The organism is Brachyspira sp. SAP_772, assembly GCF_009755885.1.
Taxonomy (GTDB): domain Bacteria; phylum Spirochaetota; class Brachyspiria; order Brachyspirales; family Brachyspiraceae; genus Brachyspira.
Window position 1 is genome coordinate 383,385 of record NZ_VYIX01000003.1, and the last position, 17,102, is coordinate 400,486.

The window sequence follows — 17,102 nt, forward strand, 5'->3', positions numbered from 1 at the left end:
ATTTAACCTAACCTTTTATGCATGAAACTAAGTGATTATTTCCAATATCTCTTAATTTTACATTATCAGACAAACAACCATCTTCAGCATAAGGACATCTACTATAAAATCTGCATCCTTTTTTAGGATTTATAGGAGAAGTAACTTCACCTCTAAGCAATATTCTATCTTTTTTCTTATTTAAATCAATAGTTGGAATAGCTGAAAGTAATGCTTTAGTGTATGGGTGTTTAGGATTTTCAAACAAAGTTTTTTTATCACAGCTTTCTATTATCTCGCCTAAATACATAACCGATATATTGTTTGATATATGTTTTATAACAGATAAATCATGAGATATAAACATATAAGTTAATTTTAATTCTTTTTGCAAGTCCATAAGCAAATTAATTATTTGTGCCTGTATTGAAACATCTAATGCACTAACAGGTTCATCGCAAACTATAAACTTTGGATTAATAGATAAAGTTCTTGCTATAACTATTCTCTGTCTTCTTCCCCCATCAAACTCATGCGGATACATGTTATAGCTTCTCTTACTAAGACCTACTATATCCATAATCTCTTCTACTCTCGCTTTTCTATCTCTCGCATTATCATATATCTTAAAAAAACTTAAAGGCTCAGAAATTATCTCTGCTACTGTATATCTAGGATTTAAAGATGAATAAGGGTCTTGAAATATTATCTGCATGAATCTTCTCATCTTTCTCATATCATCATTATTTAATTTTGTTATATCCATGCCGTTATAATATATATTACCGCTGTCAGCCTCATGCAATCTCAAAATCACCCTTCCCAAAGTGCTTTTTCCGCAGCCAGACTCTCCCACAACTCCAAGCGTTTCCCCCTCTTTAATACTTAAATTAACATTATCAACAGCATGCAATTTACCCTTTGGCGTATCAAAATATTTATATAGATTCTTGGTTTCAATAAACATAAATAATAACTTCCCTTAAAAATTAAAATGACATTTATATTGATGATTATCACCCATTATATTAGGCTTCTTCTCTATACATATATCTTTTTTATATTTGCACCTAGGATTAAAATAACATCCGCTTGGCAAATCAGCAGGATTAACCATATCTCCTTCTATAGGTATAAGCCTCTCATTATCAACATCAAGTCTTGGTATAGAATTAAATAATCCTTTAGTATATGGGTGCTTTGTATTTAAATAAACTTCTTTAACAGAACCGCTTTCAACAATTTCTCCCGCATACATTATAAAAACTCTATCACAACTCTCTGCCACAACACCTAAATCATGCGTAATAAGTATAAGCGACATATCAAATTTTTCTTTAAGATTATTTATTATATTTAATACCTGTGCCTGTATGGTTACATCTAAAGCAGTAGTAGGCTCATCAGCTATTAGTATTTTAGGTTTCAAAAGTAAAGACATGGCAATAACAACCCTCTGCTTCATACCGCCGGAAAATTGATGAGGATATTCTTTTAATCTATCCCTTTGAACACCAACCAATTCAAGAAGCTCTATAATAGTATCAAGCTTCTCACCCCTACTCATATTGCTTTTATGACTATCCAAAACTTCCATTAACTGCTTTTCAACTGTCATAGCAGGGTTTAATGCAGTCATAGGGTCTTGAAATATCATAGAGATTCCATTTCCTCTTATTTGCTGATACTCTTTTGCATTGCAATGAATTATATTTTTATCTTCATAAATTATCTCTCCGTCCATAATAATTCCCGGAGGATATGGAATTAAACCCATTACAGATAAAGCCATAGTGGTTTTTCCAGCACCAGTCTCTCCAACTATTCCTATACTCTCCCCTTTTTTAAGAGATAAATTTATGCCATTGACCGCCTTTACTGTTTCATCTTCTTTAATGTAATGTACATGCAAATTTTTTATTTCTAATATATCTTTCATAATAGGCAACTCTTAATTTTTATTTGTTTTGTTATTTCATTTTAGGGTCTAATGCATCTCTAAGTCCGTCACCCAAAAAGTTAAAAGCAAGAACCATAAATATAATAGCTAAACCCGGAAATATAGCTATATAAGGATTAGTTTCCAAATAAACACTTCCTATCTTCAATATATTTCCCCATTCTGGTATATGAGGCTCTATTCCTAAACCCAAAAAGCTTAAACCGCTTGTAGATAACACAGCAGAACCTATATCCAAAGACATTCTAACAATTACAGGAGAAAGTACATTAGGCACTATATGCTTATATATAATAACAAAATTATTAGCCCCCAATGCCTTAGCCGCTTCTATAAACTCCATATTAGATACTGATATTACACTAGCCCTCACAGTTCTAGCATAACTAGGTATAGCACTAATACTAAGAGCTATTATCAATACAAAAACATTAGCACCAAATACAGCAATAATGGCTATAGCAAGAAGTATGCTAGGCACAGAATATAATATATCTAATATTCTCATTATAATGTTATCAGCTTTTCCCTTATAATATCCAGACAAAGCTCCTAAAACTCCTCCAACTACTATAGGTATGAGTGTGGATATCACCCCTATTATAAGAGATATTCTAGCACCAAATACTATTCTGCTAAAAACATCTCTTCCATAATTATCAGTACCAAATGGATATATTAAAGAAGGCGTTTGAAGCAAAGCTGTATAATTGTTTTCTATAGCATCAGCATAATTAAAAGTAAATGTACTCATTATTGATAGAGCAAATAAAAATATTACAAAAAACATTCCTATTACAGCCATTTCATTTCTAAAAACTCTATATAATATATCAACAAACTCTATGGATATATCATCATCTTTATGAATGATTTTTAATATCATAGTAATACCTGCTAAAAATGAAAATATATTTCCAATGAGTATGGTTAAAATACATATTGCAGAAATAAAATAAAAAAGCTTCTTGTTTTGTTTTATTTCTTTTATTGAAATTAAATACATTGATAATATAAAAAATAATGAAACTAATATTAAAATTATTATACCAAAATAAAAATTTTCAGGCAAAACTTCTTTAAATAAATTAATGCTTGATACAAATATAATAGCTATATTCACCAAAAAAGCCTCGAATATAAGTATATACTCAAGCTTTTTCTTCTTTGTTATCAAATGAAAACCAGAAGAAGCTGCAAAAATATTTGCAGACACTAAAAAAGCTATAAGAATAAAACCTAATTTCCTTGTAGAAGAAGATATATCATTATTAGTTTTTACATCTTTTTTTAATTTGATTAATACCAAGTATGAAATTAAAGCTGAAATAAAATATAATAATGCCGCTGAAATAGTGTAAACATTAAAACTCTTTTTAGTAAAATCTACAGAAAATAATAGTATAACAACTCCTACAAATAAAGAAGCTCCTATTGCAAAATTAAGAGAACTATATTCTCTAAATTTAATAAACTTACTCTCTTCTAATTGTTTTCTATAATCCATATTCACTTCCTATTTTTATCTGTTAATAATTTTTCATATTAGATTTTATTCTAGGGTCTAGAAAAGCATATAATATATCAACTGCCAAATTAACAACACTCACAACCACAGATACATAAACCACCCCCGCTAAAACCGCAGGTATATCTGGAATAAATTGCTTATCAACTATATAGCTTCCTATACCGCTTATGTTAAACACCTTCTCTGTAACAGCAGCCCCCCCTAACACAGCACCTAACTGCATACCAGCAGCAGTTATTATTGGTATTAAAGCATTTTTTAAAATATGCCTAAATATAACTACATTCTCATTTAAGCCTTTGCTTCTAGCTGTAAGTACAAAATCTGCATTTTTTATCTCAAGCATAGAAGCCCTAGTCATTCTTGCTATACTAGCAGAAAAACCTGTACCCAATACTATAACAGGCATTATATATGATTTTAAATCTCCTACAGAAAAAGTAGCTGGAAGTAAATTTAAATTAATAGAGAAATTCAATATAAGTATTAACCCTATCCAAAAATTTGGTATAGATAATCCTATTAAAGCAAAAAGCATAAAAATATAATCAAACAATGAATACTGCTTTATAGAAGAAATTATACCAGCAGGTATTGCTATAATTATTGCAAGCAAAAGAGACAAAAATGATATTGACAAAGTTACAGGAAATTTTCTAGCTATAGCTGAAAATATATCCTCATTACCCACATAAGATTTTCCTAAGTTAAAAGTCATAATATTTTTAAAAGCATTAAATAATTGTTCTATATAAGGCTTATCAAGACCATAAGATTTATTGAAAGCTTCTATCTGTTCTTTTGTGGCATCCTGACCCAATATATTTAAAGCACTATCCATAGGCGAAATATAAAGTATAGTAAATACTAAGAAAATTACCCCAAACATTACAAATATCATCATCATAAGTCTTTCAAATATATACTTCATATACCAATGCGAATATATATATATTAAAATATACATAGGAAAAGAAAATATTATAGAATATACAAAAAATATTTTATTCTCAAGCATACTGCTTAATACAGCAGAATTGGTAAAGCTATCTTTAAACTTTTTATATTTATTTTTATTTCTTTGTTTTTTTAATTGTTCTATATATTTTTTTACCCTTTCTTTTTTCTCTTCTTCGCTTATTTTTTTACCTAATATTTCTATCTCTTTTTCTATATGCAAATAATATTCTTTTTCTTTAATCTCTATTTCATCATCTGCATAATCATCAATAGCCTTATAAGAATTAGATCTTTTGTATTTGCTGTAGATAAAAAACTTTCTTATCCACAAAGCAATATAAGTAAATATTCCAAGTATTATTAATGCAGCTTTATAAAGAAATACTTTTTGCATTTTTTCAAAATTGCTGCTGATAGAAAAAATAATATTATTCATTTTTATATCTCTATATTTTTTTAATTAAATAATTAAGTAATTAAATAATAATAGTTTTGTAAATATATATATACCTACAAAACTATTTTTTATTAAGGATTATTTAGAAGCCACATTACTTTCTTCATAAGCTTTCAAATATTCTTTAGCTTTATCTTTATCTGCTGTTAAAACATTACCAGTATCAACTAATGGTGTAAGAGTAGTATAAGCCTTATAAGCATAACCATCATTAATAGCTATAAATGCATTTTGGTCCATAGAATATAAAATAGCCTTTCTTACATTAACATCTTTAGTAACATGTCCGTCTGACATATTAACAAAAGCAAATATTAAAGCATTACTTGGTACTGTTTGAAGAACCAAATTGCTGTCACTTTCTATTACTTTAAGTTTATCAGCTACTATATCATATAATATATAAAGGTCTCCGCTTCTTAAAGAAGATACAGCAGCATCTAAATCTTTTATGAATTTTATATTTATTGTTTTTATTTTAGGGAATTTATCAGTATCTGCCATAAATCCCGGATTTCTTTCTAAAACTATCTCATAATCATTTTTATAAACAGCAATATACTGTCCGCTAGTGTATAAAGTATTATTATAGCTATTTCCCTCTGTTATTGTTGATTCATCACCATAAGAAATATCTTTTTGAGGGTCATAATTAGCAACATTATAAGTATTTACTTTTTTAATTTGTTTTTCACTTACTATACCAGCAGATTGATGTGCTAAATAATTAAGCACTTGAGGAAATGGTGTTACTGTTGTAACTTTTACTACTTGATATACTCCATTTTTATTATCAGCCTGAGCAGAAGAAGAAGTAAGGGAAGTTATAGGAGCAGGTAGGTTTTTAGAAAGTTCTGTATAAACATCACTTGCAGCTGTTTTAGCATTTTTAAGTTCATTTATATCAGTTACTATAGAAATTTTATCCATACTGCTGTGAAGACTGTATGTTCTATGATTAGGAACACTATTTCTATCTTTAGCTCTGTTTAGTGAAAATACTACATCGCTAGCACCAACTCTCTCCCCGCTATTAACTGCTTTTCTATCTTCTACTTTAGCAAAATATATATCATCTCTCAATATAAAATAATAATCTTTATTTCCATTTGCTATAGCATAATTGTATGATAGAGAATTCTCTGTAGTTATTTGATCATTAGTAGTTAAAGTTACTATTCTCACATACATTTGATTATTAATAAAATTAATAGAACCATCATTTCCTTTTATTGGGTCTAAAGAAGTTAATGAAGATAATGACTGGCTTATATATAAAGGCTCTGTTTCATTTTTTGCTTTATCTACAAATGATATTTCTCCTGCATTAATAGAAGCAGCTTTATATATCTTCACTGTGTTTTCATCTAATATAGTTTTGTTGAAAGCTTGAGTTTTTACTCTATTGTATAGCGGTATAATATATGCATTTTCATCTATAATAATCTTTTCTATTTCAGAATATGTAGCTTTAGAATCTTCAAAAGACTCTGTTGCTGCTTTTTCTATGAGTTCATCTAATTGTACATTTGATATTTTAGAAAAATTATAATCGCCATCAATTACAAATAATGACCTTACAGCATAATCTGGATTTCCTGTTACAGTATTCCAACTAGTGATTGCTATATCATAATTATTAGCTTCCAACTGACCTATAAAACTTGCATAATCTGGAAGCATACTAATACTAGGATTAAATCCGCTTTTTGAAAGTATATCTCTCATTACATTTAAAGATTTTTCATCAAATGATTGAGCAATAATCTTAATGTCTACTTTGTTTTCAATGGTTTCTGAAGATTTTCCACATGAAATTGTTAATAATAATAAAAATAATAAAACTAAAAATTGTTTATGCATTTGAATACCCCTTGTGAATATTAATATGATTTTAATTTAGATAATGATGTTTATTTATAGACTAACTGCCTATTTAAAAGAATTTTATAGATGAGGAAAATAGTAAATTAAAGGAAAAAACATAAAACGTATACCTTATACTAATGATTTTTGAGTATATATTAAAATATAAAAAAATCAATTAATTTTTAATTAGTTTTAATAAAAAATACTTTTTAAAATAAAAAAATCCGTAAGAGCCTTTTAAAGCTAATACGGACTTAATAAGTCATATAAAAAAATAATTATTTCAATTCATTAAGCAAAAAATCTTCTAAATTATTAGATACTATTTTATTATGACCTGATGGAGTCCACTCTATCACTTGTCCCTTAGTATTCACCAATACCAAAAGTCCATCAACTCCAACATTTTGTAAAACTAAACAATCTTTTGGAAAACTATCATTTAATTCTCTTTCTTCTAAAGTTGCCTTTAATATGTTTCTATATCCTTTAACTCCAAGTCCAAAAAACTCTTTATCTTTATAGCTAAATAAACATATATCTTTTAAATAAAGACACATAGACTTATCTAACTTTAAATTAAGTTTATCTTCTAATTCTTTAATATTACTATCTGTTACATTTCTATCTTTATAAATATCTAATTCAATAAGTTTTTGTTTTAATCTATTCATAATATAACTCCAATTAAATTTTGTATTTAATAATTTATTTATTCTTCTATCTGTTTAGCTCTAGCCTGCCAATATTCCCTACGTTCTTCATTAAATTTCTCTCTATCAATTTCAGATTCTTTTTTTAAATCATGAAGTGTTGTATGATTATTTTTTCCTCTGTGTTCTTCTTTAGTTAACTCTGCTAAAGGAGAATCAGGCTTTTGACCTATATGATGAAGCTCTATAGGGTTGCCGTCTTTATCAAGTGGGGCTTTACCATCTTTCATTAATTCTAAATTTGTTTTTCCTGTATCTTCATCTATTTGATTATAGTCTATATCAGTTCTTTCAAGAGTTGGCTTTCCATTAACCTTTCCCTCTTTTAGAGGAGCATTTTTGTATACATCTAACTCTTCTTTAGTTCTAATACTATCATTAATCTCTTTTGAAAAAGGACTATTTTCTTCTATTTTTTTAGCATCTTCTGGAGACTTTTCCATATTACTAGTTTGACTTACATCAGATTTTATATCTTTAAAATCAGGAATAATATCTTTCTCTTTATTTTTTATATTTTCAGATTCTAAATTTTCGTATGTTTTTTCCATACAATTATACTCCTTTATTATAAAAATTTTCAACCCAATCACTATATTTATCAATTTTGCAAATTCCAATATTACTAGAATGCATTAACATTAAATTCATAGCCTCTAAAATATATTTTCTATCAAGCCCATTATCTATATTTTCAATATCTCTAATAATATTATTATGCCATATTTGAAAATCAGTATATTCCTGATTAGAAATCAATAAATCACTGCCATTTAATATATCATATACAGCTAATGAAAGTTTTGCATTATCAATTCTTTCACTTTTAAATATTTCCCTAATATTAATCTTTGCTGACTCAGCAATATTAATATCATCTAAAGAAGAAATAATATTAGAATCAATATTTTCATTCAATGATTTCTGTACTAAACATTTTAATATATTACCTTTGCTTGATTTATTTTCTATAAAGTTTTTATCTTCTATCTTATATGATTTTCCTTCTTCAATAGAATCATAATATTCAACTTTACATAAAACGCTATCAATCCAATTATTTTGATATACTGCTGCAACACCTGTATGAAGTTTTGCTAATTCTTCTATTTTATCATCATTAAGTCCAGCTGCTTTTCCAACCATTTCTCTGTCTGAATATTCAGGAAGTCTTAAAATAATCTTTGTATTAGTATTTCTTATAGCCGACATATCCACTGCTGAAGGGGATTGATCTGCTATAATAAATCCTTCTCCATAAGTACGCATTTCAGCAATAGAGTTTGAAAGCATCTCAACTGATTTTCCTACCAAATTAGAGCTCTCACTAACTTGTTCAGTAGATGTTCTTTTTAATATGTTATGAGCTTCTTCTAATATAGTAACATGTTTTAAATTCTGATTCATTGCTTGAGATGATGTTCTGTACTCTGAAAGCTTCATTATAAGTATACCCATTATCATTGATTTAGTTTCTAATGAACCAATTCTGCTTAAATCAACTATAACATTTTCATCAAACAATATTTTCTCATCTATTTCTTTAGATGAAAATATTCTTCCTATTATACCATTGGTAAGAGATTTAACTCTTGTAACCAATGAACCTGTATAATTGCTTTTTACTTCCTGAGAATAATCAGAAGATTCTATAACTTTTTTTAAATTATTCAAAACATCTATAAAATTAGGAAATATATTATCTCCGTATTTATTTACAGACATATCCAAATCCCATCCAGTATTAATATAAGATTTTTCAATAGCCTCTTTTAAAACTGCAGGCATAGCAGCATACATAGGCCAGCAAACATTGAATATATCTATAAGTCTATCAATATGTTCAAGTACATGTATACTTTTATTAAAGCTAAAAGGATTAATTCTTAAAAGTTCAGTATGGTAAGGATTAGTACCAAACACATGAACATCTTTTCTGTGACCAAATACATTTTTATATTCACCCTTAGCAGGTTCTATAACCATAAATTTTATATTTTTTATTATAAACTTTGATATTATATTATAAATTGTATTTGATTTTCCTGAACCAGTAGAACCTGTTATAAAAGTATGTGAAGCCAAACTTTTTAAATTAAGATTAACTTCTCTATTTTCTTCTTTTCCAAAATGAAATATTTTTCCTATATTAATACTATTTCTATCATCTATATTATCATAAGAAACTATTTCTCTAGAAAAAGGAGTATATTTTATAACGGGAACTCCCGCAACACTTTTTTGAGGAAGACCAGCCTGTATAGCTAATTCCATACTGCTTATTGTAACAGCAGGTGAAAAATTAGGCATTGTGTCATCTATATGAAACATAGGATGATACATTTTTGATATATAATTTAATACTTCTATTCTGTTTCTATTTTCATCATTCCATAAATTAATAGCCCCTATTTCTACAGAAGAACCTTCCCCTCTTATCAAAGACTGATACATACTTGAAACAACCCTATTTGTTTGTACATTATCTGTTATAAAATATGCAGCACTATTCCATACTCCTACATCTGCACATTCATTTATACGCTCCAATTGACTATCTATTTTATCTAAAATATTAGTAACCATTTTGTTTTCAGAAGTAACTTGCAAAGATTTATCATTACCTGTTGTTTTTGAAGTGCCTTCGGAAGTGGAAGAATCTTTTGTATCTGTATCACTGCGACCAATGGTATGCGATTTAGCAGTACCATAACTCCTAGCAAGCCCCATATTAATAGAAGAAAAAACTGTATTAGCCACTGTTGTTGCTACTGATGTACCTACAGTATTTATCAATGTCTTTCCAACTATTGTACCAATTGTTTGAGCCATTCCAATTGTTTTGGCTATGCCACTAGTAGTAGCCCATCCTTTTGAAGCACTAATACTTCCTCCCAATCCTACATTTGCCACTTTAGCATTTACTCCTACACTGCCTCCTACACTTGCTCCTACTGAAGTAGAATCTGTTTTAGCATATGAATTTGTATTGCTTACACTTTCAGTATTTGATATACTTTCACTTGTGCTTTCTCCTATAGACTGGCTATTAAATTGGGAATTAGTAACTGAGTTGGTTGTACTATTTCCAAATGTTTTTCCTACAGAGAAAGTTGTTGTTTTTGATTTTGTTTCTGTGTCTGATATACTTTTTGATATTGAATGGGAAATACCTTCTGTAAGAGTTTTTGTAACAGCTTCGCTTTCATTTGTAGAATAGCTTAAATGGGTTGTTCTAAAAGGAGATAATTGACTGTAAATACTCTCATATCCGCTTTTAATAGCTGATATCTCATTTTGCATTATAGGGTCTGATATTATAACAATAGTATATTTTTCCCCTCTCATAGCATCTATTAATTTTTCTATACCCTGAGTAAAAGAATTATTATCATCTTTTATATCAATCTTTTTTACCCCTGCTATAGAAGAACATGATGAAATGATATTACAATCTCTTGATATGTTATTTAATGTATGTTTAATTTTATCATTATCTACATTAGAAAGTTCTGTGCCTGAAAATATTCCTGTAATAGAATTTTTTAATACTTCCTTAGAGCTATTTAAAATACTATTTGCAGATGATGTGCTATTAATATCATCTATATTTTTTATGCCTATATATAAGTTTATTTCATTTTCATTACTTTCAATAATAGTTATAACTGATGAATTAGTATTATAAATAGCCTGATACAATGAAGAAAGTTTTATTTGATTATTTTCATTATTCTCAAAAACCAATCTATTAATCTTATAAAATCTTATATAATCAGATACATCCTTATTCTTAAGCTCATCAGTTAATGGAACTATATCCAAATTAGAAATAGTAGGCAAATATTTTTTCATAACAGCAATATCTGCCTTTATTAGAGAATTTATAAGTTCACTATTATCTCTAAGAAAATCTTCTTGTATCTTTAATTTAGGTGAATCTTTATTAACCTCAAGATACTGAAGATTTGTATTTACATCTTTTTTTTTACCATTTTCTTCTAACATAATAAATCCTATAAAGTGATAATATCTTCTAATTTTGATTTAATATCTTGTATCCATGCCAATTTGTTTTTTTCTTTTTCTATAAATTGTTCTAATTCTTCTTTAGTGATATTTTTATATTTTAAATCTTCTTTTTTTGATTTTAGAACATATTCTAGTTTCTCTATTTCTGATAAAATATAACTCTTTAAATTATCAATATTTTCAATAGAATTCTCTGTTATATTATCAATCTCCTCTCTCATATCATTTATTAATTTATTAAAAACATTCTCATTATACTCTTTTATATTAAACTCATCCCATAATCTTATATCCCAAGATTGTATATCCCACCATTTATCTTTAAACTCAGGTTTTAGTTCTATTTTTCTATTCAATATATAATTATTTAATGTATTATTAATATCATTAATAGAGCATCTGTCAAATAGAGTTTCAGATTCAATTGACAGCTCTTTAGATATAAATTTATACATGGATAATTCATTAAGCGTATTATAAATACTTATTTTATATTCATTAATTATATTTTTTAAAATAAGATTTATATTTTCATTTAAATAAGAATCTAATTCTACAGTTAATTGACTTAATAGTTCTTTTATCATATTATTGATATTAATTGTATATTCTTTTTGTTCTGGTATACTAATATTGTAGTTTTCATAATCATTGCCTTCTATTAATATAACATTCTCATTTCCATTTAAAGCACTTCTAGGAGTATTAGAGACTTTGCTATATAAGCTATGAATTACATCTTTAAGATCATCAATTCCCTTTTGCACATTATCTTTAACACTATTAATTCCTTTTTGAACATTATATCCAAACGATTTTTTTATAGTATCTTCAAATACTATATTCATTTCTTTGCGTAACCTTTCAGAAAAATTATTAAAAATATCTTCAAAATCTGTTTTAATTTTATCATACATATCTAATTTATTAATTTTATCACGGAAATATGGAATAGCAGATTCACAGAACTTTATTTGTTCTTCCATTTTCATAATTGTTTCTGAAATATAGCTGTTTTCATCTTCTTTTTTTACAAGTATTTCATTTATTTTATCTATAAAATTATTTTCATCTATATATAATAAAAATGATTTTATAGCCTTTTCCATTTTCTCAGCCATAGCATATTTTTCTAAATAATCTTTTATACCAAATTCAAGAGCAGGAATGCCTGAATATATTAAAATCTTTTCCAAATCATCTTTAGGATTATTTAATATATTTTCAATTTTTAATTTATTATTTTTTGAAATAGAAGAATATTGATTGAGATTAAACTCCTCATATTCTTCAAATAAATATCTTGAAGAATCAAAAAAAGATTTATTTTGCCTATTTCTTAAATCTTCTTTTTTATTTATTAATTTAATAATCATAGCCATTCTTGCAGATACAAAATATATATTTGGATTTACTATTTCAAAATCTTTTAAATATTGAATCACTTCTCTATGAAGCTGTTCAATAGAATCTCCGCTATCTATATCAAGTTCATCTACTTTATTAACAACAAAAATAAATCTGTCTTTTCCCTGTCTTCCACCCCTTTTCATAGCTTTTGAAATATCTTCTAATAATAATCTATTGTCTGTACTTTGATGAACTCCATCTATAACATATAAAATTAAAGGATCAGATTTATTAATAACTTTTCTAGTTTTTTCTTTATGTGTTTTATCACTGAAATTATTAGGGCCGGGGGTATCAAGTAAAACGAGCTCTAAAGTATCAGTATCTACAAATGGTATATCCATCTCTAAATCTATATAATGAACTTTTTCATCATCATTAAATTTTCTAATTATATCTATATCAGCATTATCTGACCTGTATGATTCATCATCAATTATATTTTCATTCTCATCTCTGCATAATACTGAAATATTATCCGAATTATCAACATCTTTAATTCTAATTATAGTAGAAGTACAAGCCTGTTTTTTCGAAGGCATAAGTTCTTTACCCAATAAAGAATTTATCAAAGTAGATTTTCCGCTGCTTACTGTAGCAACAACAGCTATTTCAAATTCTTTATTAATATCAGAATAAAATCTAGCAAATATATTTTCATCTTTCAATTCATCTATAGGAGATTCTTCTTTTATAGAATTGAATAATTTTACCAATTCATGTAATCTTGTATCTATTGATTTTACTTCATGCAATGAAGATTTAATATTAGTCTTATGTTTTTTATTAAATTCATCTATTTCAAATTGAATATCATCATAATCAAAAGAAGTACCCTTAAAATTCAAAACAAAATCTTCATTTATAACTTCATATAATTCAGGAATAAATTTATGAATCCAAGACTGGAGTCTTTTACTATCTCTGCTGTAACTATATATTTTAGATTCAGGATCAAATTTTATTCCATTTTCTTCTAATTTAAATTCCAAAGTAAAAGGATTATACTCAAAATAAACTTCTTTCATACTATTACACCAACTAAAAAATTATAAAAATATAGTTAACATATTTTACTATATAAATATAAAAAATCAAATAAAATTTATAAAAATAAAAAAATCCGTAAGAGTCTATTACAACTCCTACGGATTTTATTTATTTCACTTTTATTAATCAATAATTATTAAGCACCTAAAACACCGCTGATTAAGAATGCTGTAGCGAAAGAAACGATAGCGTAAAGTTCTGGGAATACAGCAACGATGATAGTGTTACCAAATACATCATAACCATTACCTATAGCTTCAACACCGTTAGCACAAACTTTACCTTGGAATATAGCAGAAACCATACAAGCTAAACCAACAGCAATACCAGCACCCAATATAGCAGCACCTTGGAAGATAGTGATGTCAGCAGTCAAATAAGGCTGCATAATAAAGAAAGCAGCAAAACCATAAAGACCTTGTGTACCAGGCAACGCACTTAAAACAAGACAGCTACCAAATGCATCTTTGTTTTTTTTCAAAGCTCCAACAGTAGTCATAGCAGAAATAGAAGTACCAACCGCACTACCAATACCAGACATACCTACCATTATACCCGCTCCTATATATCCTAATAAAAGCGCTGTGTTCATTGTAAAACCCATAGTTAAAATCTCCTTTTTTAGATTATTTTCTTTTTTAATTATTAAATATTTATATAAAAACTAATTAAGCTACCTTTTTAAGTGGCTTATATTCCTTACCGCCGCCCTCAAAACCAACGTTATTGTAGAACTCTACAAAAGTTAATCTCAAAGGGTGTACCAAAGCACCAAGTATGTTTAATGCGAATATAGCAATATGTCCAACTACTAGGAATACCACCATTATAACAACACCAACACCCGGTATAGCTTTGAAACTCATACCTATTTGGTTTATTACCAAAGCCAATATAGAACCAGAAGCACCTAATGCAAACAAACGTATATAAGAAAGTGTATCCCCCATTATACCAGTTGCAGCAAAATAAACACCAAGTATAGAGTTTAATACATCTGGTTTTTTACCAACATTAGAAAGTATTACTAAGAATACCAAACCAACAAGCATAGTTATATAATATATAGTGCTGAATTGTTTGATAACTTCCATTTTTTGCATATCACCCAAGAACCATAAAACAAGGCTCGGTATAAATAAAAGTTTACCAACAGCTCCAAATATATCACCTATAGAGCTAGTTTTAATTCTGTCTATAACACCAACTACTAAAGCAAAACATATATGAAGTACACCTATAAGTAATGCTGTATTAAATGGAGTTAAGAACCAATTTTCTTTTATGTCAGTAATTATTAAATACTTACTTAAAGTAGCAAATATAGGTATTTGAGTATTAGAAGGTATGCTTACACCAAAGAAACTACCTCCGTTTATAACACCCATAATAGTAGTACATATTCCAAGTGTTAAAGCAAGTATACCAATACCTCTTAATTGTCCTTTTAGCACAGTAAATAAACCTACCAAAGCTACTATAGTTAATACTATACCATAACCAGAGTCCCCAAAACAATAAGCGAAAAATAACGGATAGAAAACTGCTATCATAGGAGTTAAATCTATCTCGAAATAATTAGGCAATTGGAACAATTTTGTAATAAGCTCATAAGCAGAAGAATACTTATTGTTTTTAAGCTCAACAGGTACATTATCATCTTTTGTAGGCTCTTCCATTATGTAAGCTATTTTTTTGCTGTCGAGTAAAGTTTTAACTTCGCTCTCTTTATCTTTAGGTACATAAGCTTCAACATAAAGTATCTTGCCCTCTGTAACCTCACTAGCTACAAAACTCTCTTTAGCCTCTTCAAAATGATTCTGTAAATTAAGATTATCTACTTCTTTATTAATAGCTTCTATATATACCTGATTTTTTATTATATCATTTTCAATATCTTCTATCTTTTTATCAAGTTCAGATATTTGAGTTTTTAATTCATCATAAGATTTATTAGGCATATTAACAATATCAAAAGCAATTGCCTCTTCGCTGCCCTCTTTCTTGAAAGCAACAAAATAAACCTTACCAGCTTCTTCTTTTATAGCATAAGTAAATATGTCGCCAAAATTATAAGCTTGATACTCTTTTATAGGAGCACTAAAAAATGATATATCATAAGAAGTTTTTTCTTTTAAGTTGTTAATCTTATCAAAGCTAAAACTTCCAAAAGGAGCTATAATAGATAATTCTTTTTTAAGGTTATCTCTTTCAGCTTTTAATTTATCAGAAGATTGAGATAACTGTAAAACATTCTCTATTACATCAGAAGCTTTTTTGCTAGTATCAGTTGCTTTAAGATTAGATACATCTTTCTTAGCTTTTTTAGCATCAGATAAAGCATTATTTATAATAGTTTTAGCTCTATTAGCATCATTTTTCTGAGCGGCAATATTTTCTATATTTTCAGATGAAACACCGTTAGCAATTTCTATATGCACAACTCCAAGAGAAGCTAAATCATTTAGAGTTTTTTCCCTATCCTCATGAAAGACAAAGAGAGAGAGTTTCTTCATTTTTCTAATCATAAAGACGCCTCCTTAGCTCTGTTTCTTTCTTTTACTATCTTTTGAGAAGACTTACTTAAATTTTCTTCATCTTCCATATACCTTTTTATTTTGATTATAGCTGTTTTATACTCAGGAATTTGTACTTTCTCATAAAGGTTAACTTTCTGAGTAGTTTTTTTCCTAGCATAAGCCAAAGCATTTAATCTTGCCTCAGTCATTTCAATTTTTATTTGTAATGTCATGAGTAGTTCAAACATATTAATGGCAAGCCTAATCCAAGAAGGCATATTAAACATGCTGACATTTTCAATATCAAAATCTATTCCTGTTAATATAGAAACCTTAACACCAGCAATATTTTTTTGCTCAGAGTTTACATTTCTAATCTTAACAATCTCAGGAAACTCAGTCCAAAAACCATTATAGTTTTGATTTTGTTTCACAAGAGCTTGATATTCTTCTTTAAGTAATTCAATCTCAGCGGTAATCTTTCTCACCTCAAGACGAAGTGCTGCCTCTTTACTTTTCAAAGTAGGCAAAGCTTTCTCACGAATGGAAAGCTGGCGTCTTAGGTTTTGAAGAGCCGTTTTATTGTATTGAAACTTTAATGCCATATTTTTAACCTACTTTA

12 protein-coding genes are annotated in these 17,102 nt (G+C 27.7%); all 12 read right to left on the reverse strand.

What is annotated here, in order from left to right; genetic code table 11:
• Positions 1-7: 7 nt before the first annotated feature.
• Positions 8-946, reverse strand: a complete 939-nt coding sequence (locus tag GQX97_RS14825; RefSeq protein WP_198391215.1) for an ABC transporter ATP-binding protein — start codon at positions 944-946, stop codon at positions 8-10.
• A gap of 15 nt (positions 947-961) precedes the next feature.
• Entirely contained in the window at positions 962-1,918 is a 957-nt protein-coding gene (locus tag GQX97_RS14830) for an ABC transporter ATP-binding protein (RefSeq protein WP_198391216.1), read from the reverse strand.
• A 31-nt stretch (positions 1,919-1,949) separates the two neighbouring features.
• The gene (locus tag GQX97_RS11505) at positions 1,950-3,446 is read right to left on the reverse strand and encodes an ABC transporter permease (RefSeq protein ID WP_157152078.1); all 1,497 of its coding nucleotides are present in this window, start codon (positions 3,444-3,446) and stop codon (positions 1,950-1,952) included.
• A gap of 22 nt (positions 3,447-3,468) precedes the next feature.
• Positions 3,469-4,866, reverse strand: coding sequence for an ABC transporter permease (locus GQX97_RS11510; protein WP_157152079.1), 1,398 nt, complete (start codon positions 4,864-4,866; stop codon positions 3,469-3,471).
• A 99-nt stretch (positions 4,867-4,965) separates the two neighbouring features.
• Positions 4,966-6,750 carry an ABC transporter substrate-binding protein gene (locus tag GQX97_RS11515; protein ID WP_157152080.1) on the reverse strand — a complete coding sequence of 595 codons (1,785 nt, stop codon included), beginning with the start codon at positions 6,748-6,750 and terminating at the stop codon, positions 4,966-4,968.
• Positions 6,751-7,034: 284 nt separating this feature from the next.
• Positions 7,035-7,430, reverse strand: coding sequence for an SMI1/KNR4 family protein (locus GQX97_RS11520; protein ID WP_157152081.1), 396 nt, complete (start codon positions 7,428-7,430; stop codon positions 7,035-7,037).
• A 38-nt stretch (positions 7,431-7,468) separates the two neighbouring features.
• Complete coding sequence (locus GQX97_RS11525) at positions 7,469-8,020, reverse strand: HNH/ENDO VII family nuclease (protein WP_157152082.1); 552 nt, start codon at positions 8,018-8,020, stop codon at positions 7,469-7,471.
• 4 nt (positions 8,021-8,024) lie between these two features.
• Entirely contained in the window at positions 8,025-11,477 is a 3,453-nt protein-coding gene (locus GQX97_RS11530; protein ID WP_232473332.1) for an ATP-binding protein, read from the reverse strand.
• An 8-nt stretch (positions 11,478-11,485) separates the two neighbouring features.
• Positions 11,486-13,939 (reverse strand): dynamin family protein, encoded by a 2,454-nt coding sequence (locus tag GQX97_RS11535; protein WP_157152083.1) that lies wholly within the window; start codon positions 13,937-13,939, stop codon positions 11,486-11,488.
• A 158-nt stretch (positions 13,940-14,097) separates the two neighbouring features.
• Complete coding sequence (locus tag GQX97_RS11540; protein WP_228369497.1) at positions 14,098-14,553, reverse strand: ATPase; 456 nt, start codon at positions 14,551-14,553, stop codon at positions 14,098-14,100.
• A 76-nt stretch (positions 14,554-14,629) separates the two neighbouring features.
• A complete protein-coding gene (locus tag GQX97_RS11545; RefSeq protein WP_157152084.1) occupies positions 14,630-16,489 on the reverse strand; it encodes a V-type ATP synthase subunit I in 1,860 nt (619 codons plus the stop codon).
• Entirely contained in the window at positions 16,486-17,085 is a 600-nt protein-coding gene (locus GQX97_RS11550) for a V-type ATP synthase subunit D (RefSeq protein ID WP_157152085.1), read from the reverse strand. Before GQX97_RS11550 ends, GQX97_RS11545 begins: the two co-directional genes overlap by 4 nt.
• Between the last annotated feature and the right edge of the window lie 17 nt (positions 17,086-17,102).